The organism is Pseudomonas sp. Hp2 (assembly GCF_006386585.1).
In the GTDB taxonomy this organism is placed as follows: Bacteria; Pseudomonadota; Gammaproteobacteria; order Xanthomonadales; family Xanthomonadaceae; genus Pseudomonas_S; species Pseudomonas_S boreopolis.
On the sequence record NZ_VAHJ01000003.1, the window covers coordinates 715,432 to 733,036 of the forward strand.

At 71.0% G+C, this 17,605-nt stretch carries 11 protein-coding genes and 1 riboswitch; of the genes, 2 read left to right on the top strand and 9 right to left on the bottom strand.

What is annotated here, in order from left to right; all coding sequences use genetic code 11:
* Positions 1-25: 25 nt before the first annotated feature.
* Complete coding sequence (locus FD678_RS12745; RefSeq protein WP_140723937.1) at positions 26-1,291, bottom strand: histidine-type phosphatase; 1,266 nt, start codon at positions 1,289-1,291, stop codon at positions 26-28.
* Positions 1,281-4,064, bottom strand: a complete 2,784-nt coding sequence (locus FD678_RS12750; RefSeq protein WP_140723940.1) for a TonB-dependent receptor — start codon at positions 4,062-4,064, stop codon at positions 1,281-1,283. The genes FD678_RS12745 and FD678_RS12750 overlap by 11 nt, the downstream gene beginning before the upstream one ends.
* A 275-nt stretch (positions 4,065-4,339) precedes the next feature.
* Here FD678_RS12750 and FD678_RS12755 point away from each other — a divergent pair, with 275 nt between their 5' ends.
* Positions 4,340-5,173, top strand: coding sequence for an aldo/keto reductase (locus tag FD678_RS12755; RefSeq protein WP_140723943.1), 834 nt, complete (start codon positions 4,340-4,342; stop codon positions 5,171-5,173).
* Positions 5,174-5,198: 25 nt separating this feature from the next.
* Here the strand turns inward: FD678_RS12755 and FD678_RS12760 are convergent, their stop codons facing one another.
* From FD678_RS12760 to ppc, 7 genes are all read right to left on the bottom strand, one after another.
* Complete coding sequence (locus FD678_RS12760) at positions 5,199-7,319, bottom strand: amylo-alpha-1,6-glucosidase (RefSeq protein WP_140723945.1); 2,121 nt, start codon at positions 7,317-7,319, stop codon at positions 5,199-5,201.
* Entirely contained in the window at positions 7,312-8,436 is a 1,125-nt protein-coding gene (locus FD678_RS12765) for a glycosyltransferase family 4 protein (protein WP_140723948.1), read from the bottom strand. Before FD678_RS12765 ends, FD678_RS12760 begins: the two co-directional genes overlap by 8 nt.
* An 84-nt stretch (positions 8,437-8,520) precedes the next feature.
* Positions 8,521-9,033: an Hsp20/alpha crystallin family protein gene (locus FD678_RS12770; protein ID WP_140723951.1), complete on the bottom strand. Its 513-nt coding sequence runs from the start codon at positions 9,031-9,033 to the stop codon at positions 8,521-8,523.
* Between the two features lie 209 nt (positions 9,034-9,242).
* The gene (locus FD678_RS12775) at positions 9,243-11,195 is read right to left on the bottom strand and encodes an esterase/lipase family protein (protein ID WP_218569680.1); all 1,953 of its coding nucleotides are present in this window, start codon (positions 11,193-11,195) and stop codon (positions 9,243-9,245) included.
* Positions 11,192-12,211, bottom strand: a complete 1,020-nt coding sequence (locus FD678_RS12780) for an Lnb N-terminal periplasmic domain-containing protein (protein ID WP_140723954.1) — start codon at positions 12,209-12,211, stop codon at positions 11,192-11,194. The genes FD678_RS12775 and FD678_RS12780 overlap by 4 nt, the downstream gene beginning before the upstream one ends.
* A complete protein-coding gene (locus FD678_RS12785; RefSeq protein WP_140723957.1) occupies positions 12,208-12,789 on the bottom strand; it encodes a TetR/AcrR family transcriptional regulator in 582 nt (193 codons plus the stop codon). The genes FD678_RS12780 and FD678_RS12785 overlap by 4 nt, the downstream gene beginning before the upstream one ends.
* 93 nt (positions 12,790-12,882) lie before the next feature.
* Positions 12,883-15,609, bottom strand: coding sequence for a phosphoenolpyruvate carboxylase (ppc, locus tag FD678_RS12790; RefSeq protein ID WP_218569681.1), 2,727 nt, complete (start codon positions 15,607-15,609; stop codon positions 12,883-12,885).
* 302 nt (positions 15,610-15,911) lie between these two features.
* Positions 15,912-16,001: riboswitch (S-adenosyl-L-homocysteine riboswitch) on the top strand.
* 38 nt (positions 16,002-16,039) lie between these two features.
* On the opposite strand from ppc, the gene ahcY reads away from it, so the two are divergent.
* A complete protein-coding gene (gene ahcY / locus FD678_RS12795) occupies positions 16,040-17,485 on the top strand; it encodes an adenosylhomocysteinase (protein ID WP_140723961.1) in 1,446 nt (481 codons plus the stop codon).
* Positions 17,486-17,605: the final 120 nt, after the last annotated feature.

Consider the following 17,605-nt stretch of genomic DNA (forward strand, 5'->3'; position numbering starts at 1 on the left):
TTCCTACAAGAGTTTAGCGATGCCGCTATGGCGATGCAGGTTGCGCGGCTGCGCGCAGCTGGGTGACGAATGCCTTCAGCGGGCACCCCATCGATGTCGCCGCCTTTCCGCACACCGCCGGCGCCAGCGCCTGCCGCAACGGCGGATGCGCCAGGTCCAGCCGCCGCAGTTCGCGCAGCTGGTCCAGCGACTGCGCCAGGTACTCCACGCGCACGTAGCGCGCTCCGCTGGTGCCGTCGCGCCAGCGCTCCAGCGCCAGCATCCCGCCCGGCGGCGGATCGTCCGCGCCATAGCCCGGCAGGTGGAAATGCACGCCCAGCAGGCTGGCCAGCGCGGCGATGTGCGTATCGCTGCCGACGAACAGCGACACCGTCGGCGCATCGCCCTCGCCCAGCCGCGCCAGGACCTCGCGCGCCAGCGGCGCGCCGGCGCGCGAGGCCATGTAGCGCGGACGCGCGTGGACATCGAACAGCAGCGCGTGCAGGCGCGAGACCGCCTCGAGCCGCGCCGGCGTGGCACGCCCCCAGGCCACCTGGTCGAGCGGCAGGCCCTCGGCGTACTGCAGCAGGAACACCTCGCCGGTACCCGACGTGAGGTCGACCGGCCCCTTCAACGACAGCCCGCGCCCGTTCGCCGACGGTGCCAGCGACGACGGCATCGCCGCGAAATCGCAGCGCGGCCCGCAGCCCAGCAAGGCCTGCATCGCCGCCAGCTCTTCGCGGTGCGCGGCCGCCAGCGCGGCCGGCCCGCCATTCTCGCGCTGGATCGAAGCGACCGCCGCGCGTGCGTCGAAAGCGACCGCGCCGGCCTCGACCGGACGGAACAGCGGATCGTCGCTGCCCGGCGCGCGATGGCCGGCGACGAGCCCGCATCCCGGTGCCAGCGCATCCGCCAGCAGCTGCCCGCTGTCGATGGTGCGCGCGTCGGTATTGGCCCACATCTCGACGGCGCCCGCGGCCGGGCAACCCTCGTGCGGCAGCGTGCCTGCCTGCCGCAGCCATTGCCGCAGGTAGGCGCCGCTCAGGCGCACCGCCTCGCGACCGTGCGGGGTCAGCAGGCTGGCCGGCGTGTCCCAGTGCGGCCAGGGCGCGTCGGCGTAGCGCGCCGCGGCGGCCTCGCCGTCCAACGGCGCGCGCACGCCGTGCCGGGCCACCAGCACGATGCGCTCCAGTCGCCAATCCGGGGGCGCGGGCCTGCCCCACGCCGGCAGCGGTGCGAGGCAGGCCAGCAGCAGCGCGAGCGCGCCATGGACGCGGCGGCGACGGTCCGGGCGCCTTTCCTCAGAAGGCATATTTGACCGTCAGCAGGCTGGTCATGCCGGAATCCACGATGTCCGACAGCGCCGTGCTGTTGTGGCCGACATGCGCCCAGTAGCTCACGCGCTTGGTCAGGTTGGCCACCGACAGGTCCGCGCGCCAGCGTTCGCCGAAGGCGTAGCCGACGTGCAGGTCGAGGCGCGAACTCGGCTTGACCCACAGGTCGTCCCACTTCGCGCCCTGGCGCAGGTAGTCGTAGGCCGAGATGAACTCGCCGGAGTAGTGGTAGATCAGGTTCACCGACAACGGGCCGTGCTCGTAGAACAGCTCGGCATTGGCCATCAGGTCCGGCGCGTTCTGGATGCGCTCGTCGTGGAAGCCTTCCATGCCGAGATCGACATGGGTCTTCTGGCGGGTGGCGTTGAGGCTCACGCCCAGGCCGTCCAGCAGCGGCGGCAAGCCCTGGAAGCGCTGGCGCAGCGCGGCCTCCAGCCCGTACACCTCGCCGTCGCCGCCGTTCTGCGGGCGCCTGTGGATGACGCCGCCGTCGCCCTGGAAGTCGCCGGCGTTGGCCGCGTTCGAACCGCTCTCGTAGATGTAGTCGCTCAGGTGCTTGTAGTAGACCGCGAGCATCGCGTGGCCGCCGGCATCGTTCTGCCATTCGCCGGACATGTCGAGGTTGACCGACTTGATCGGCTTCAGGTTCGGATTGCCCTCGGTGATGGTGGTCACGCCGTCTTCGGAAACGTCGGAAGACACGCCGCCGCCGAGCTGCACGAATGCCGGGCGCGTGTAGCTGGTCCACGCCGACGCGCGGTAGACGCTGCGGTCGCTCGGGCGCCAGTTCAGGAACACGCTCGGCAGCAGTTCGTTGTAGCGCGTGCGGTTGTTGTCGAAGTGGCCGGCGACTTCGTTGCCGTCGGCGTCCTCCGGCATCACCCAGAAGGTGTTGCGGATCGAGGTGTGCTCGTAGCGCAGGCCGGGGATGATCTCCAGGTCGCCGAAGCGCAGGTTCGCCATCACGTAGGCCGAGGACACCGCCTCGGTGCCGCGCATCGTGTTGCAGTTGTAGTTGTTGACGTACAGGCTGCCGCAGGTATCGAAGCTATCGGCGGTGAGGTTCCGCGCGATCAGGTTCTTCAGCCCGGAATTGCTGAGCTTGACCGTGCTCCAGTCGTACTTGCCCGGGTACACCGCGTCGTACTCGCCGGTGACCAGGCCGGTGTCGCGCAGCAGGGTGCCGTCGGTGTACTTGGCGGTCGTCCAGTCGCGGCTGGTGAAGGTGCGCGAGCTGTCCACGTACTTCGCCCCGAACTGCACGTTCTGCAGCGCGCCCTGCTCGAAGTCGTAGCGCACGTCGAACTTGGCGCCGCCCTTGTCCTGGCCGCTGTACTCCTTGGTCAGCTGGCCGGTGCGGCGCGCATACAGGCCGCCGATGTCGTTGAGGCGCTGGCGCATTTCCGGCGTGAGCAGCGGGACCGGGAAACCGTCGCTGTCGTAGCCCAGGAACTGGTTGGCGCCGTAGCGGGGATTGGCGCCGTCGGAATACTGGTTGGTGCGCGCGGAGATCTCGATGTGGTCGGGGCGGTCGTTGTCGCCGAAGCTGTAGAACACGTTCGGCGAGAACGTCCAGTTGCCCGCCTGCTTGTCGGCGCCGACCTGGAACGTGGCCAGGTCGGCCACCTCCGGGTTGGTCTCGTACCAGTAGCGCACCGAGTAGTTGCCGATCCGCGGCTGGTACACGCCGTCGGTGCCGGTGGCGACGTAGCTCACGTCGCCAGGGATCAGCTGCGAGTAGCCGGTGTTCTGCTCGGTCTTGGCGTAGGCGTAGGTGGCGCGCGCATACAGGTGCAAGGTCGGGTCGACGCGCCAGTCGAACGAGGCGTTGCCGCCGTGGCGGCGCGTGGTGCCTTCGGAATAGCCGACGTTGAGGCCGGTGCCCATCAGCGACTGCTGCGGATCGTAGCCGTCGGCCAGCGCGCCCTTGGCGTTGGTGCGCGCGAACTCCCAGGACCCGTCGTTGCTGGCGGTGGTGGCGCCGGCGACCTCGCTGTTCACGTAGCTGCGCTCGTCGTAGTACGCGCTGGCGTAGAAGCCGAACTGGTTGTCCTCGCCGAAGCGGAAGTGGTACTCCCCGGCCAGGCCGCCGCCCAGGCCGTCCTGGTCGTAGTCGCGGGCGCGGCTTTCCAGGCGGCCGCTGGCGGTGACGCTGCCGCCCTGCGCCTCGCCGTAGTCGAACGCGGTCGGGGTGCGGTAATCGATGGTGCCGCCGATCGCATCGCCGTCCATCGCCGCGGTCGAGGTCTTGTTGAGCACGATCGTCTGCAGTCCGGACGGCGGCAGCAGGCTCAACTGCACGCTGCGGCTGTACGGCATGCCCTGCGCGACGTTGACGCCGTCGATCAGGTTGACGTTGTACTCGGCGTTGAGGCCGCGCACCGAGGCGAACATGCCTTCGCCGCGCGCGGCGCCATCGATGCCGCCGAAGTAGGACTGCCCGGTGTTGATCACGCTGACGCCGGGCATCAGGCCGAGCGCCTCGGCGATGTTGTGCACGGCGGTGTACTTCAGGTCGTCGGCCGACAGCACGCTGGCGGTGTTGTCCGCGGCCATCTGCATGTCGGTGGCGTTGTAGCGGGTGGCGGCGACGGTGACCTTGTCCAGGGTCTTGGCGGAGGATGGCGTGGCGGACGTTTCCGCGTCCTGTGCGGCATCCTGCGCTTGCGCGTGGACCACCGGCGCGACGCCGAGCAGCGCGGCGACGACGGCACGCGAAAGGCGGCTCTGGAAATGGATCGAATGGGGCATGGGGGAATACCGGACGAAAATGGCCACGGCGGAACGGTCCGCCGGGCGAGGCGAAGGGGGATGCCAGCACCGCCGGGCGATGGCGGCGCGCAATTGTTCGCAGGCGTGCTTGCAGTTGTGTGACAACGATGTCAGCGCGAGGTTTTGCGCATTTTCCGCCCAACACGACGCGGAAGTCGGCACAAGCCGCGCGGCGTTGCCCCCTCGCAACCCAGCGTTTCGCGGAGCATCGCCGCGGTTGCGTCTACCATCAACGCTTTGCCCCGGGAGCCTCCATGTCCACGATTCCCTCCGTGCCCCTTAACGATGGCCGCTCGATCCCGCAATTGGGCCTGGGCGTCTGGCAGACGCCCGCCGAAGAGACCGCCCGCGTGGTCGGCACGGCCTTCGAACTGGGTTACCGCCACGTCGACACGGCCGCGATCTACCGCAACGAGGAAGGCGTCGGCCAGGCCGTCGCCGCATCCGGCCTGCCGCGCGGCGAACTGTTCATCACCACCAAGCTGTGGAACGCCGACCAGGGCTACGACCGCGCGCTGAAGGCGCTCGACGCCAGCCTGCGCAAGCTCGCGCTGGACTACGTGGACCTGTACCTGATCCACTGGCCCTGCCCCGCCGACGGCAAGTTCGTCGATACCTGGAAGGCGCTGGTCCGCGCGCGCGAGGACGGCAAGGCGCGCTCGATCGGCGTTTCCAACTTCCGCCCGCAGGACATCGACCGCATCGTCGAGGCCACCGGCGTCGTGCCGGCGGTCAACCAGATCGAACTGCACCCGCTGTTCCAGCAGAAGGAACTGCGCGCCTACGACGCCGCGCACGGCATCGCCACCGAATCGTGGAGCCCGCTCGCCCAGGGCGGCGAGCTGCTCGGCGATGCCCGCCTGCGCGAGATCGCCGGCAAGCACGGCAAGACGCCCGCCCAGGTGATCCTGCGCTGGCACGTGCAACTGGGCCTGGTGGTGTTCCCCAAGTCGGTCACGCCTTCGCGCATCGCCGAGAACGCGGCGATCTTCGACTTCGCGCTCGACGGATCCGACCTGGCGCGGATCGCCGAACTCGATGTCGGCCGCCGGCTCGGCCCCGATCCGGCCACCCTGCAGGCGGACTGACGAGCTCGCCAGGGCCTGGCGCCGCCTACAGGCGGACGCTCAGGCCGATGCCGGCGCCGCCGTCGCGCGCGACCAGCACGCGGCGGCCGCTGCGCTCGAAGCTCAGGTCCAGGCGTTCCTGCCCGACCTGCAGGCCGCGCAGCTGCAGGCGGTCCACGCCTTCGGGCAGGCGGGGATGGTCGATCTCCACCATCGCGCGCGCCGCTTCGATGCGGATGCCCAGGCAGGCCTGCAGCAGCATGAACACCGAACCGGCCGCCCATGCCTGCGGCAGGCAGGCCACCGGATAGGCGATCGGCGGTTGTCCCGGCAACCGCGGGAAACCGCAGAACAGCTCGGGCAGGCGCATGTCGAAATGGACCGCGGCGTCGAACATCTCCTCCAGCAGGCGCACGGCGGCCTCGCGTTCGCCGTAGCGCGCCAGGCCGGCCGCGCACAGGGCGACGTCGTGCGGCCAGACCGAACCGTTGTGGTAGGACATCGGGTTGTAGCGGGCCTGGCCGATGGCCAGCGTGCGCACGCCCCACCCGCCATCGAAGGCGCGCCCGGCCAGCTGCATCGCCACCGCGCGGCCGCGTTCGGGTGCGGCGACGCCGGCGAACAGCAGGTGGCCGGCGTTGGACGCCTTCACCCGGCAGCGGCGTCCCTCGCCGTCCCGCGCGATGGCGTAGAAGTCCAGCCCTGGGTCCCAGAACACCTGTTCGGTGCGTTCGCGCAATGCGCGCGCCTGCCGCCGCCAATGCGCCGCGTCCGCCTCCCGCCCGCGCAGTTGCGCCAGTTCCGCCAAGGCCTGCAGTCCGGCGCAGGCATAGCCCTGCACCTCCACCAGCGCGATCGGCCCCGGCGGGATCCGGCCATCGGCATGGAAGATCGCATCGCCGCTGTCCTTCCAGCCCTGGTTGAGCAGGCCGCCCGGCTCGCCGCGGTGGTAGGCGAGCAGGCCGTCGCGGTCGGCCCGGCAACTGCGCTCGATCCAGCCGGCGGCGGCGACCAGCGACGGCCACAGGTCCTCGATGAAGCCCGTGTCGGCGGTGCGCGCGTGGTAGGCGCCGGCCAGGACCAGGAACAGCGGCGTGGTGTCCACGCCGCCGTAGTAGCGGCCGAACGGCAGCTCGGCCAGCGCCGCCATCTCGCCCTTGCGGGCCTCGTGCAGGATCTTGCCGGGGGCGGCGTCGCGGAAGCTCGAGGTCTCCTGCGCCTGGTGCCGCGCCAGGTAGGCGAGCACGCCGCGCGCCAGCGACGGATCCAGCCACAGCGTCTGCAACGCCGTCACCACCGCGTCGCGGCCGAACGGCGTGGAGAACCAGGGAATGCCCGCGTAGGGGTACGGCCCGGTCGGCAGGTCGCTGGTGAGCAGGGCGATGTCCGCGCGCGAGCGCTCCAGCCACGCATTGAACAGGCGATTGCTGCTGCGCGGCCGGGCGCCCACGCGCCGTCGCGCCCGCATCGCGCGCCGCGCGCGCGCCGCCGCCTGGCGGAACCGCGCGCAGTCCGGCCGCTGCGCTTCCGCGCCGGCTTCCAGGTAGAGGACGTGGTCCGCGTCCGGCGCGAGCTCCAGTTCGAATTCGGCGCGCTGGTCCGACAGCCGCCGCGGCGGCTGCGAGAAATCCAGGCTCAGGCGCCGCTGCTGCCCGTCCAGGCCGAGATAGGCCAGGACGACGCCCTGCGCGTGCAGCTGCGCGGGCTGGTGCTGCCCGCGCCCGGTGCGCTGCACGCCGCGCACTTCGAACATGTCGCGGAAGTCGGCACCGAACTCCAGCGCCAGGCCGAAGCGCAGCGGCATCTGCCCGTGGTTGCGGCAGGCGATGCGCTCGTACAGCCGCTCGCCCCACAGGAAGCGCGCGCGCTCGACATGGATCACGCCCTCCTCCGCCGCGCTGCCGCCCAGCGGCGGCAACGGCCGGTTGGTCAGGTGCACGGTCAGGAACACGTTGTCCTGGCTCACGCCCGCGCTCAGCAGCGACGGCTCGGTCCCGCCGAGCCGCAGCCGCAGCCGCGACAGCACCCGGGTGCCGTCGCGGTAGAGGCCGTCGGCTTCGCCGTCGACGATGTCGCCGCGGCCGTCGCAGACCAGGAAGCTGTCGCCGCACTTGAGCGCGTGCCTGGCGCCGGCCTGCGCCGACGGCGCGACGTCGAACTCAGGCATGCGCGGCTTCGCCTGCGGCGGCCACCGCGTGCACGGGCGGCAGGTGGCGCAGGTCCCATGCGCCGGCCGCCCCGGCGCGTCCGCGTTCCTCGTCCAGCAGCCGGCGGTATGCCTCCAGGTAGCGCCGCGCCATCACCGTGGCGCCGAAGCGCTGTTCGAACCGGCGCCGGATCCGCGCGCGGTCCAGTTCGCCCGCGCGCGCGACCGCCGCGGCCGCGGCCTCTTCCGAGTCGACGATGAAGCCGGTGACGCCCTCCTCGACCACTTCGCGCACCGAACCGTGGTCCCAGGCGATCACCGGCGTGCCGCAGGCCATCGCCTCGATCATCACCAGGCCGAACGGCTCGGGCCAGTCGATCGGGAACAGCAGCGCGCGCGCATGGCCGAGCAGGTAGCGCTTGCCGGCATCGTTGATCTCGCCGACCAGTTCGGCGCCGCCTTCGCGCAGCATCGGCGCGATGGTCCGGCGGTGGTAGTCGGCGTCGGCGGCGTCGATCTTGGCGGCGATGCGCAACGGCAGGCCGGCGCGGCGCGCGATGCGGATGGCGCGGTCCGGGCGCTTCTCCGGCGAGATCCGGCCCAGGAACGCCAGGTAGTCGCCGGTCGGCCGCGATGCCCGGCCGTACAGGTCCTCGGGCAATCCGTGCGGCACGGTGGCCACCCAGTTGGCGTCGGGCAGCGGACGGCGCTGTTGGTCGGAGATCGAGGCGAGCGGGTAGCGCGGCCAGCGCCGGTAGGCCGCCGGCAGGTCCTTCAGGTCCAGCCGCCCGTGCAAGGTCGTCAGGGTGCGCCCCGCCATGTCCTCGAAGAACGGGAAATGCAGCAGGTCGACATGGAAGTGCAGGATGTCGAAGCGGTCGGCCTGGCGCCTGACCTCGTGCAGCATCGCCAGGTGCGCGGCGATATCGGATTTCAATGGAGCCGGATCGAGCCGGATCGCGCAGTCGCGCGCCGGTACCAGTTCGGCGCGGGTATGGGTATCGGCGCTGGCGAATACGGTCACGTGATGGCCGAGCGCGACCTGCGCGTCGGCGAGATAGGCGACGATGCGTTCGGTGCCGCCGTACAGGCGCGGCGGCACCGCTTCGTAGAGCGGGGCGATATGGGCGATACGCATGGGTCCGGGGTAAGAAGGCTGGGACCGGCGCGGCGGACCCGCGCCGGCGACGAAGAGGAACGGGAAGGGAACGGATGCGGCGGCTCAGGCCGCCCTTTCGATCGGGATGCGTACCGGCCTGGCCAGCGCGCTCCCGCTCTTGGGCAGGGTCACGCTCAGCACGCCGTCGCGGAACTCGGCGCGTGCCGCATCGACTTCCACTTCCACGTCCAGCGGGATGCGGCGTTCGAAGCGGCCGTACCAACGCTCGCCGATGCGGCGCGCCGGGTCGTCGCGCTCGCCGCGGCGTTCGCCGCGCAGCACCAGCTGGCCGTTCTCGACCAGCACCTCGACGTCCTTCTCCTGCAGGCCGGGCAGTTCGGCGCTCACCACGATCTCGCGATCGCGCTCGACCAGGTCCACGCTGGGCCAGCCGGCGGCCGGCATGCCGGCGTTCTCGCCGCGCGGCAGCAGTTCGTCGGCCTGCCGCCACAGCTCGTCGAACAGCCGGTTCATTTCCCGGTGCAGCGACACGAAGGGATCGCGCGCGTCGCGCGCCAACGGTTGCGGGGAGTTTCCGCGGTTCCGGTTCCAAGGAATCAACTGACTGACGCTCATGACAGTTCTCTCCTCGATGATCAGGTCGTCGCCATGCGCGACGCCGCCCGGCCTCGCGCCGGAGCCCCCGCGCGGGAGGCTCCGGCGCGGCCGCGCGCGTTGCGCTGGCGACGCTGCAGATAGGTGCCTGCTCCGGCCTTTCAAGCGTCGCCCGCGGCGCTGGATTCAGCGCCAGGCCAGCATCGTCGATGCGGCGCGAAGAAGTTCGCTCAGCGGGCCCCTTCGGCCTCGGTGCGCATCTGTTCCCGGAGGATGCGCCGGATCTCCAGCACCGCCTGCGGCGTCTCCTGCACGCTGTGCCAGGACGGGATCACCTTCTCCGACTCGGCGCCATCGAGATGGGCGCTGCGGTACGGCACCACGCCGTCGCTGGAGTCCTGCAGCGGCAGGTCGTCGTCCTTGCCGACGATGGTGTGGTAGCGCACGCGCGGCGAGATCGGCAGGTTCTCGCTGGCGAGGATGAACGGATCGGTATCGCGCAGGTTGTCGATGCCGGTGGGCACCACGTTGTCGCCCTTGCCGTCCTGCCCGGCCAGGTCCTGCAGCACGTCTCCGAAGCGCTGCAGCAGCGTCACCGGCAGGCGGATCAGCCGGCCGACCAGGCGCCCGAGCTTGCCCTCGGCCATCGGCGTGCCGCGATGCGGCGCGGCGATGAAGATCGCGCGGTCCACTTCCGGCAGCGGCTCGAAATGCAGCAGCGGCGAGAGCCGCTCGCGGATGCGGCGGCCGCGCTCGCCGTCGAGCCGGCGATCGGCCATCAGCGACTGCCACAAGGCCTCGCCGGACGAGGACACCAGCAACCGCCCGATCACGCCGCCCATGCTGTGCCCGATCAACACCATGTGCTGCGAGGCGGCGGCGCTGCCGCCGGGGTCGAAATGCTTCAACGTACGCTGCACCAGCGCTTCGATCTGCGCGCGGTTGTAGGGAATCGGCGCATTGGTCGGGTAGTAGACCTGCCAGATCTGGTAGTGCTGCCGCAGCGCCTCGTCGCCCATGATCTCGTTGGCGACGTTGACCCAGGCCTCGGGACTGGATGCCAGCCCGTGCAACAGCAGCAGGATGCGCCGGTCCGGATCGTAGGGCTGCATCAGGTACAGGTGCGGCCGGTCGATGCCGCGCTTGCGGCCCAGCATCGAGCGCAGCGACTGGCTGGCAAACCCGGACTGCGCCAGCCACAGCCCGTACGCCGCGGTGAAGTTGGCCGCCAGCGGCACGTGCTGGCCGTGCAGCACCACCTCGGCATTGCGGTACGGGTCGTACGGCACCAGGGTCACTTCCCGGGTGGCCAACAGCTCCTGCAGCGTGGCGCCGTGGAAGCGCAGCAGCGCCGTCGTCGGCGCGTACGGCATTTCGCTGAAATCCGGTTCGCCGTTGCGCCCCCGGCCTTGGTCCTGGTCGCCCCCGGCCGCGGGGTCGACCGGCGAGGCGGTGGGATCGCCCACCACAGAGGGCGGCACCTTGGCCACCAGCTCGGCGCCGAAACCGTCGCGGCGATAGGTGCTGCGCAGGCCTTCGAAGCGCAGGCTGTTGGCGTCGAAGAGGGCCTCCGGCACCTCGGTATCGCCGGGCAGGCGGAAACCCGACAGGTCGGTGTTGAACCGCCAGCCGTCGATGTCCAGGCTTTCGCTGGACTGGGGCTGGGGAGTCGAGCGCCAGCGCCGGAACGCCTCGCCGACCACCTGCTGCACGGCGTAGTTGTAGTAGTCGCGGACCTGGGTCTGGCGGTTCTCGAAGGCGCGCTCGCCCGGGGTGCGCGCGGTGAAGAACAGGTAGGCATAGGCATGCCGCGCCGCCTCGAGCCAGGCGTGCAGCGTCGCGTCGTCCATCGACTTCGCCGGCTGGCGGCCGTTGCGCGCGATCGCCTCGGCAATCCACAACTCGGCCTGGGTGGCGAGGCGGCGCTCGTCGCCGAGCCCGGAGACCTCGTCGAGCCGGGCGGCGCAGGCGGCCGGATCGTCGCGGCACGGCTTGGGTTCGATGCCGGCCACGCGCAGCGTCTCGATCCCGCTTTCGCTGAGCCGGTCGGTGGTCAGCACGTCGCCCCGCGTGATCGCCACGTAGTCGCCGGCACCGCGCGACTTCACCGTGACCATCGCGCAGCCGGACGCCGCCAGCAATGCGGCCAGCGCCAGCGCCCGCACCATCGCCTGGAACCTCATCGCACCTCCTGTGCCGGCCGCAGCGGCATGCCCGCGCGGATGCGCGCGGAGAAATCGGGATCGCGATCGGCCGCGCGCGCGCGCGCCGTGATGTGCCCGCCGCGCTCGAGCTGGTCGAAGGTATAGCCCGGCAGCAGGCCGTGCTGGTCGAAGGCGTACTCGGCCAGGTAGCCCGACGCCAGCAGCCGCCAGTCCAGCGGCAGGCCGGGATCGAGCTGGCGGGCCAGCTCGAACACGATGGTGGTGCAGTTGCTGGTCAGCGTGTTGTAGAAGCGCGGCGCCTGGTCCAGCTCGCGCGCGCGCTCGAGGTAGCCGACGAACAGCTTGCGCAGGCCTTCGCGCGGGATGTCCAGCCGGTACAGGTGCATGTCCTCGCCGCGGGCGTTGGTGCGCACGCGCAGGATGTCGCGCTCGTCGGCGGCGACCAGGGTTTCCTCGAACATGCGGAAGAACCCGCCCAGCGCCGAGAACGACTCGCCGCGCTCCTTGCGGATCTCCAGCGAGAACACCACGTGCGAACCGTCGTCGAACCCGAACGAGACCAGGGTATGGGCGATGGCCGGCCCCATCCAGTACGACAGCGCCAGGTCCGCGCTCGCCAGCCGGTCGAGGTCGTACTCGCGGGTCTCCCAGCGGATGCCGTAGTCGTCCTCGCCGCGCCAGTCGAAATCGCGCACGTTGTGCAGCACCACGCGGCTGCCATGCAGTTCCGGGCGCAAGCGCTCGGCGACGTCGTCGGCCCATGCGCGGTCCTGGCTGGGCTGCATCGACCACCAGCCGTACTGCAGGCCGGCGAAGGCCAGGGCGAAGATGCCCGGCAGCGCCCAGTTCTCGCGTCCGCGGCGCAGTCCCCACAGCGCGGCCGCGGTGAGCCCGGCCCAGATCGCCACCGTCGCCCAGCGCAGCAGCGCGTCGTGGCGGATCAGGAAGTACATCGACAGCAGGCTCCACGCGCCGGCGGCGACGACCGCCACGCGCAGTGCCCAGCGCCCCGCCCTTCGCAGCGCCGGGGTCACGCGTGCCTGCGCGGGGGCGGCGGCTCGGGCGACATGCCCAGCGCGCGCATCAGCAGATCGGCGGAGCGATGCGCCAGGCGCCGCCGCTCGGTTTCGTCGGCGCCCCGCACGCAGCCGCCGAGCATGTCGATCACCAGCAGCATCTCCTCCTCGTCCACGTCGGGCCGGCACAGGCCGGCGTCGATCGCGCGGCGCACGAACGGCATGAAGATCGACAGCGCGCGCTGGTCGGCGCCCTCCAGGGCCGGATGGTCGCGTTCCATGGTGCGCCAGAAATCCACCAACGGCGCCGACTCGGCGATGTACTCGGCCGCGTCGTGCAGCAGCACGCCCAGCGCGTCCGGCCGGTCGCCGAGGTCGCGCGCGGCCCGCTCGAACGCGTCCATCCCGCGTTCCATCAGCGCCGTCATCAGCGCGAGGCGGTCGGGGAAGTTGCGGTACAGCGTGGCCCGGCCCAGGCCGGAGCGCTCGACCACGAGTTCGAGGGGCGCATGGACGCCGTGCTCGCTGAACACGTCGTCGGCGGCGTCGAGGATCTGCCGGCGGCGCAGCGCGGCATCGGTGCGTGGGGTCGTCATGGCGCGCATTGTCGGACAATTTTGTCCGGTCGCGCCAGCCCCTGGCCGAACATGGCCGGCCTTGCGTCCGTACGGGCGCCGCGCATCGCCTCCTCAGCCCGTGTTCTGCAGGCCCTGCGAGACGCCGTTGACGCAGGCCACCAGGGCCCGCAGCAGCGCCTCGTCCTCCCCGCCGGTCTCGCGCCAGCGGCGCAGCAGGTCCACCTGCAGCACGCTGATCGGGTCGATGTACGGGTTGCGCAGCCGTATCGACAACGCCAGCCGCGGATCGTGCTGCAGCAGCGACTGCTGGTTGGTCAGGGTCTTGACCCAGCGCTTGGTCAGCGCCAGCTCGTCGCGGATGCGCGGGAAGAACCGCTCGTGCAGCGGGCCCGCCAGCCGCGAGAACATCTCGGCGATGTTGAGGTCGCCCTTGGACAGCACCATCGCGATGTCGTCGAGGAAGGTACGGAAGAACGGCCACTCGGCCGCCATCTCGCGCAGCAGCTCCTCGTGGCCGGCCTCCACCGCCGCCTGCAGGCCGCTGCCCACGCCGTACCAGCCCGGGATCACCGCGCGCGCCTGGCTCCAGGCGAACACCCACGGGATCGCGCGCAGGTTCGACAGCGCCGCGTCCTGGCCGAGCCGGCGCGAGGGGCGCGACCCCAGCGTCATCCGCTCGATCACGTCGATCGGCGTGGCCTGGCGGAAGTACGCCATGAAATCCGGCGCGCCGACGAAATCGCGGTACGCATGCGAGCTGTGTTCGGCGACCACGTCCATCACCGGCCGCCACTGCGCCTCGCGCGGCTCCGGCGCGCGCGGGCGCAGGCTCGACAGCAGCACCGCGCCGGCCATCTGCTCCATCGAGCGCAGCGCCAGCGCGCGGATGCCGTACTTGCGGTGGATCACCTCGCCCTGCTCGGTGACGCGCAGGCGCCCGTCGACGCTGCCGCGCGGCGCCGCCTCCAGCGCCTTGGTGGTCTTGCCGCCGCCGCGCACGATCGAGCCGCCGCGGCCGTGGAAGAAGGTCAGCCGGATGCCCAGCTGCTCGGCCGCCTCCAGCAGTTCCACCTGGGCGCGCTGCAGGCCCCAGCGCGAGGCCGCGATGCCGCCGTCCTTGCCGCTGTCGGAATAGCCGAGCATCACCATCTGCACGTCGCCGCGCGCGGCCAGGTGGCGGCGGTAGACCGGGTCGGCGAGCAGGTCGCGCAGCGTGGCGATGCTGCCGCGCAGGTCGTCCACGGTCTCGAACAGCGGCACGATGTCCAGCGGCACCGCGCCGCCCGCGTCGACCAGCCCGCCGCGGCGCGCCAGCGCCAGCACGGTCAGCACGTCGGCGCGGTTGTGCGCCATCGAGATGATGTAGCTGCCGAGCGCATCGGCGCCGTGGCGGCGCCGCGCGTCGGCGAGCGCGGCGAACACCGCGTCCAGCCGCGCGTTGCCCTCGTCGCCGCCGCGCGGCAGCGCCGCCTCGCCGGCCGCGTAGGGCTGCAGCGCGTCGGCGCGCGCGGCGTAATCCTTCGATTCCCAGGCATCGTCGCCGAGCGCCGCGGCGACCGCGCGCGCGTGCACGCTCGATTCCTGGCGCACGTCCAGCCGCGCCAGGTGGAAGCCGAACGTGCGCACGCGCCACAGCAGGCGGCGCACCGCGAACCAGCCGGCGTGCAGGCCGCGGTTGGCTTCCAGGCTGTCGAGGATCAGCTGGATGTCGTGCTCGAACTCGGCCGGCGACGCGTACGCGCCGGGCGCGTCGTCGAGCGTCGCCTGCAGCTTGGCGCGCATCAGGTCGTTGAGCAGCCGGTACGGCATGTCGCCGTGGCGCGGGCGCGAGCGCGCGGCCGCCTCCGGCAGCGCGGCGCGGTATTCGTCCAGGCGCGCCATCAAGGCGGCGCTGACCGGCACCAGCGTGGTCGACTGGCTGAGCAGGCTGGCCAGTTGCCACAGTTCCTTGAGGTAGCGGTCCAGCACCGCGCGGCGCTGCGCGTCGAGCGTGGCGGTGACGGTCCTGGCGTCCACGTTCGGGTTGCCGTCCATGTCGCCGCCCACCCAGGTGCCGAAGCGCAGCACGCGCGGCAGCGGCAGCGCGCGCCCCCAGGTCTCCTCGATGGCATGTTCCAGCGTTTCGTACAGCGCGGGGATCACCCGGTACAGCACCTGGGTGAGATAGAACCCGACGTGCTCGCGCTCGTCCTCGACGGTGGGGCGCACCGGCGAGGAATCGGCGGTCTGCCAGGCCGCGGTCAGGGCCATGCGGAAGCGCGCCTGGTCCACCGCCTGCTCGCCCGGCGTGCGCACGCCGTCGAGGTTGTCGATCAGGCTGGCGACCATCAGCTGCTCCTTCTCGAGCAGCGCGCGGCGCACCGCCTCGGTCGGGTGCGCGGTGAACACCGGTTCGATGTCGATGCGCGGCAGCCAGTTGCCGAGTTCCTCCAGCGTCACGCCCTGCGCCTTGAGCCGGCGCAGCGCGTCGTGCAACCCGTCCGGCTGCGGCGTGCCGGTGCCGCTGCGCTGGTAGTCGCGGCGCCTGCGGATGCGGTGCACCCGCTCGGCGATGTTGACCACCTGGAAGTAGGTGCTGAACGCGCGCACCAGCGCCTCGGCATCGCGCGGCTCGCGCGCGTCCAGCAGCGCGCTCAGCGGCTCCGGCGGGGTATCCCGTTCCCGGCGCGCGATCGCCGTGGTCCGTATCTGCTCGATCTCGCCGAGGAAGGCTTCCGACACCTGCTCGGCCAACAGGTCGCCGACCAGCGCCCCCAGCCTGCGCACGTCGTCGCGCAGGGGAATATCGGGCGTGGCGAAGACCAGACTGCTGCGGTACTCGTTCATTGCGATGCGCATCGGACAGTGGGGGTTCAGCCAAGCCTACCCGAAGCAAACGTTCGCTTTTGCAACCATCGGCGCGGCTCTCCCGTGCCGCCGTGCAAGCCATTCCCGATGCGCATGCGGGGCCGGCGGAAAGGAATGGATACGACCCCAGGCCCCGTGGGAGTGGCGCAGGCGCCGATGGGACTCGACCGATAACCCGATCCCGCGAAGGGGACGACGGTCGTTCTTGCGGCTGGGTGTCGGCGAGCCTCGCCGGCTTGCGCCGCCTGCCCGCGAATTCAGCCGCGCCATGGCGCCGCGATATAATCGGCGCTCCCCTCGAGGGGCGCTGCGACCGGCTGCGGGTCTTCCGCCAGTCCGGCCAGGCTCGACGGGAATCCCTTCCACAACGGCGCCCGGAAACGTGCAGGCTTCCCGCCTGCCCCTTACCGGAGCATTACGCATGAATGCCGTAGCCAAGACCTTCTCCACCGGAGGCGACTACAAGGTCGCCGACATCGGCCTCGCCGACTGGGGCCGCAAGGAACTGGACATCGCCGAGCACGAGATGCCGGGCCTGATGTCGATCCGCCGCAAGTACGCCGCCACCCAGCCCCTGAAGGGCGTGCGCGTGACCGGCTCGCTGCACATGACCATCCAGACCGCGGTGCTGATCGAGACCCTCAAGGACATCGGCGCCGACGTGCGCTGGGCCTCGTGCAACATCTTCTCCACCCAGGACCACGCCGCCGCGGCGATCGCCGCCACCGGCACCCCCGTGTTCGCCTGGAAGGGCGAGACGCTGGAGGAATACTGGGACTGCACCCTCGACGCGCTGACCTTCACCCTGCCCGACGGCACCCTCACCGGTCCGGAGCTGGTCGTGGACGACGGCGGCGACGTCACCCTGCTGATCCACAAGGGCTACGAGCTGGAGAACGGCTCGGGCTGGGTCGACACGCCTTCGTCCAACCACGAGGAGCAGGTGATCAAGAACCTGCTCAAGCGCGTGGCCAAGGAACGCCCGGGCTACTGGACCCGCGTGGTGCAGGACTGGAAGGGCGTGTCCGAGGAGACCACCACCGGCGTGCACCGCCTGTACCAGCTGGCCGAGGCCGGCAAGCTGCTGGTGCCGGCGATCAACGTCAACGACTCGGTGACCAAGAGCAAGTTCGACAACCTGTACGGCTGCCGCGAGTCGCTGGCCGACGGCCTCAAGCGCGCGATGGACGTGATGCTGGCCGGCAAGGTCGCCGTGGTGTGCGGCTACGGCGACGTCGGCAAGGGCTCGGCGCACTCGCTGCGCGCCTACGGCGCGCGCGTGATCGTCACCGAGATCGACCCGATCTGCGCGCTGCAGGCGGCGATGGAAGGCTTCGAGGTCGCCACGGTGGAAGACACCCTGGGCACCGCCGACATCTACGTCACCACCACCGGCAACAAGGACATCATCCGCATCGAGCACCTGAGCGCGATGAAGGACCAGGCCATCGTCTGCAACATCGGCCACTTCGACAACGAGATCCAGGTCGATGCGCTGAACGCCTATCCGGGCGTGCGGAAGATCAACATCAAGCCGCAGGTGGACAAGTACGTGTTCCCGAACGGCAACGCGATCTTCCTGCTCGCCGAAGGCCGCCTGGTCAACCTCGGCTGCGCCACCGGCCACCCGTCCTTCGTGATGTCCAACAGCTTCTCCAACCAGACCCTGGCGCAGATCGACCTGTGGCAGAACAAGGACGCCTACGAGCGCGTGGTCTACCGCCTGCCGAAGAAGCTGGACGAGGAAGTGGCGCGCCTGCACCTGGAGAAGATCGGCGTGAAGCTGACCAAGTTGACCCAGGAACAGGCCGACTACCTCGGCGTGCCGGTCGAGGGCCCGTTCAAGCCGGAGCACTACCGCTACTGAGCGGCCACCGGGCCGATGCAACCGCGGGCGCCTCCGGGCGCCCGTTTTCGTGGGGTCCAAGGCACGCCGCGGGCGCGTCCGCGCATGCCGTCCCGGTCCGGCCCGCGGCCGGAGCCGGAC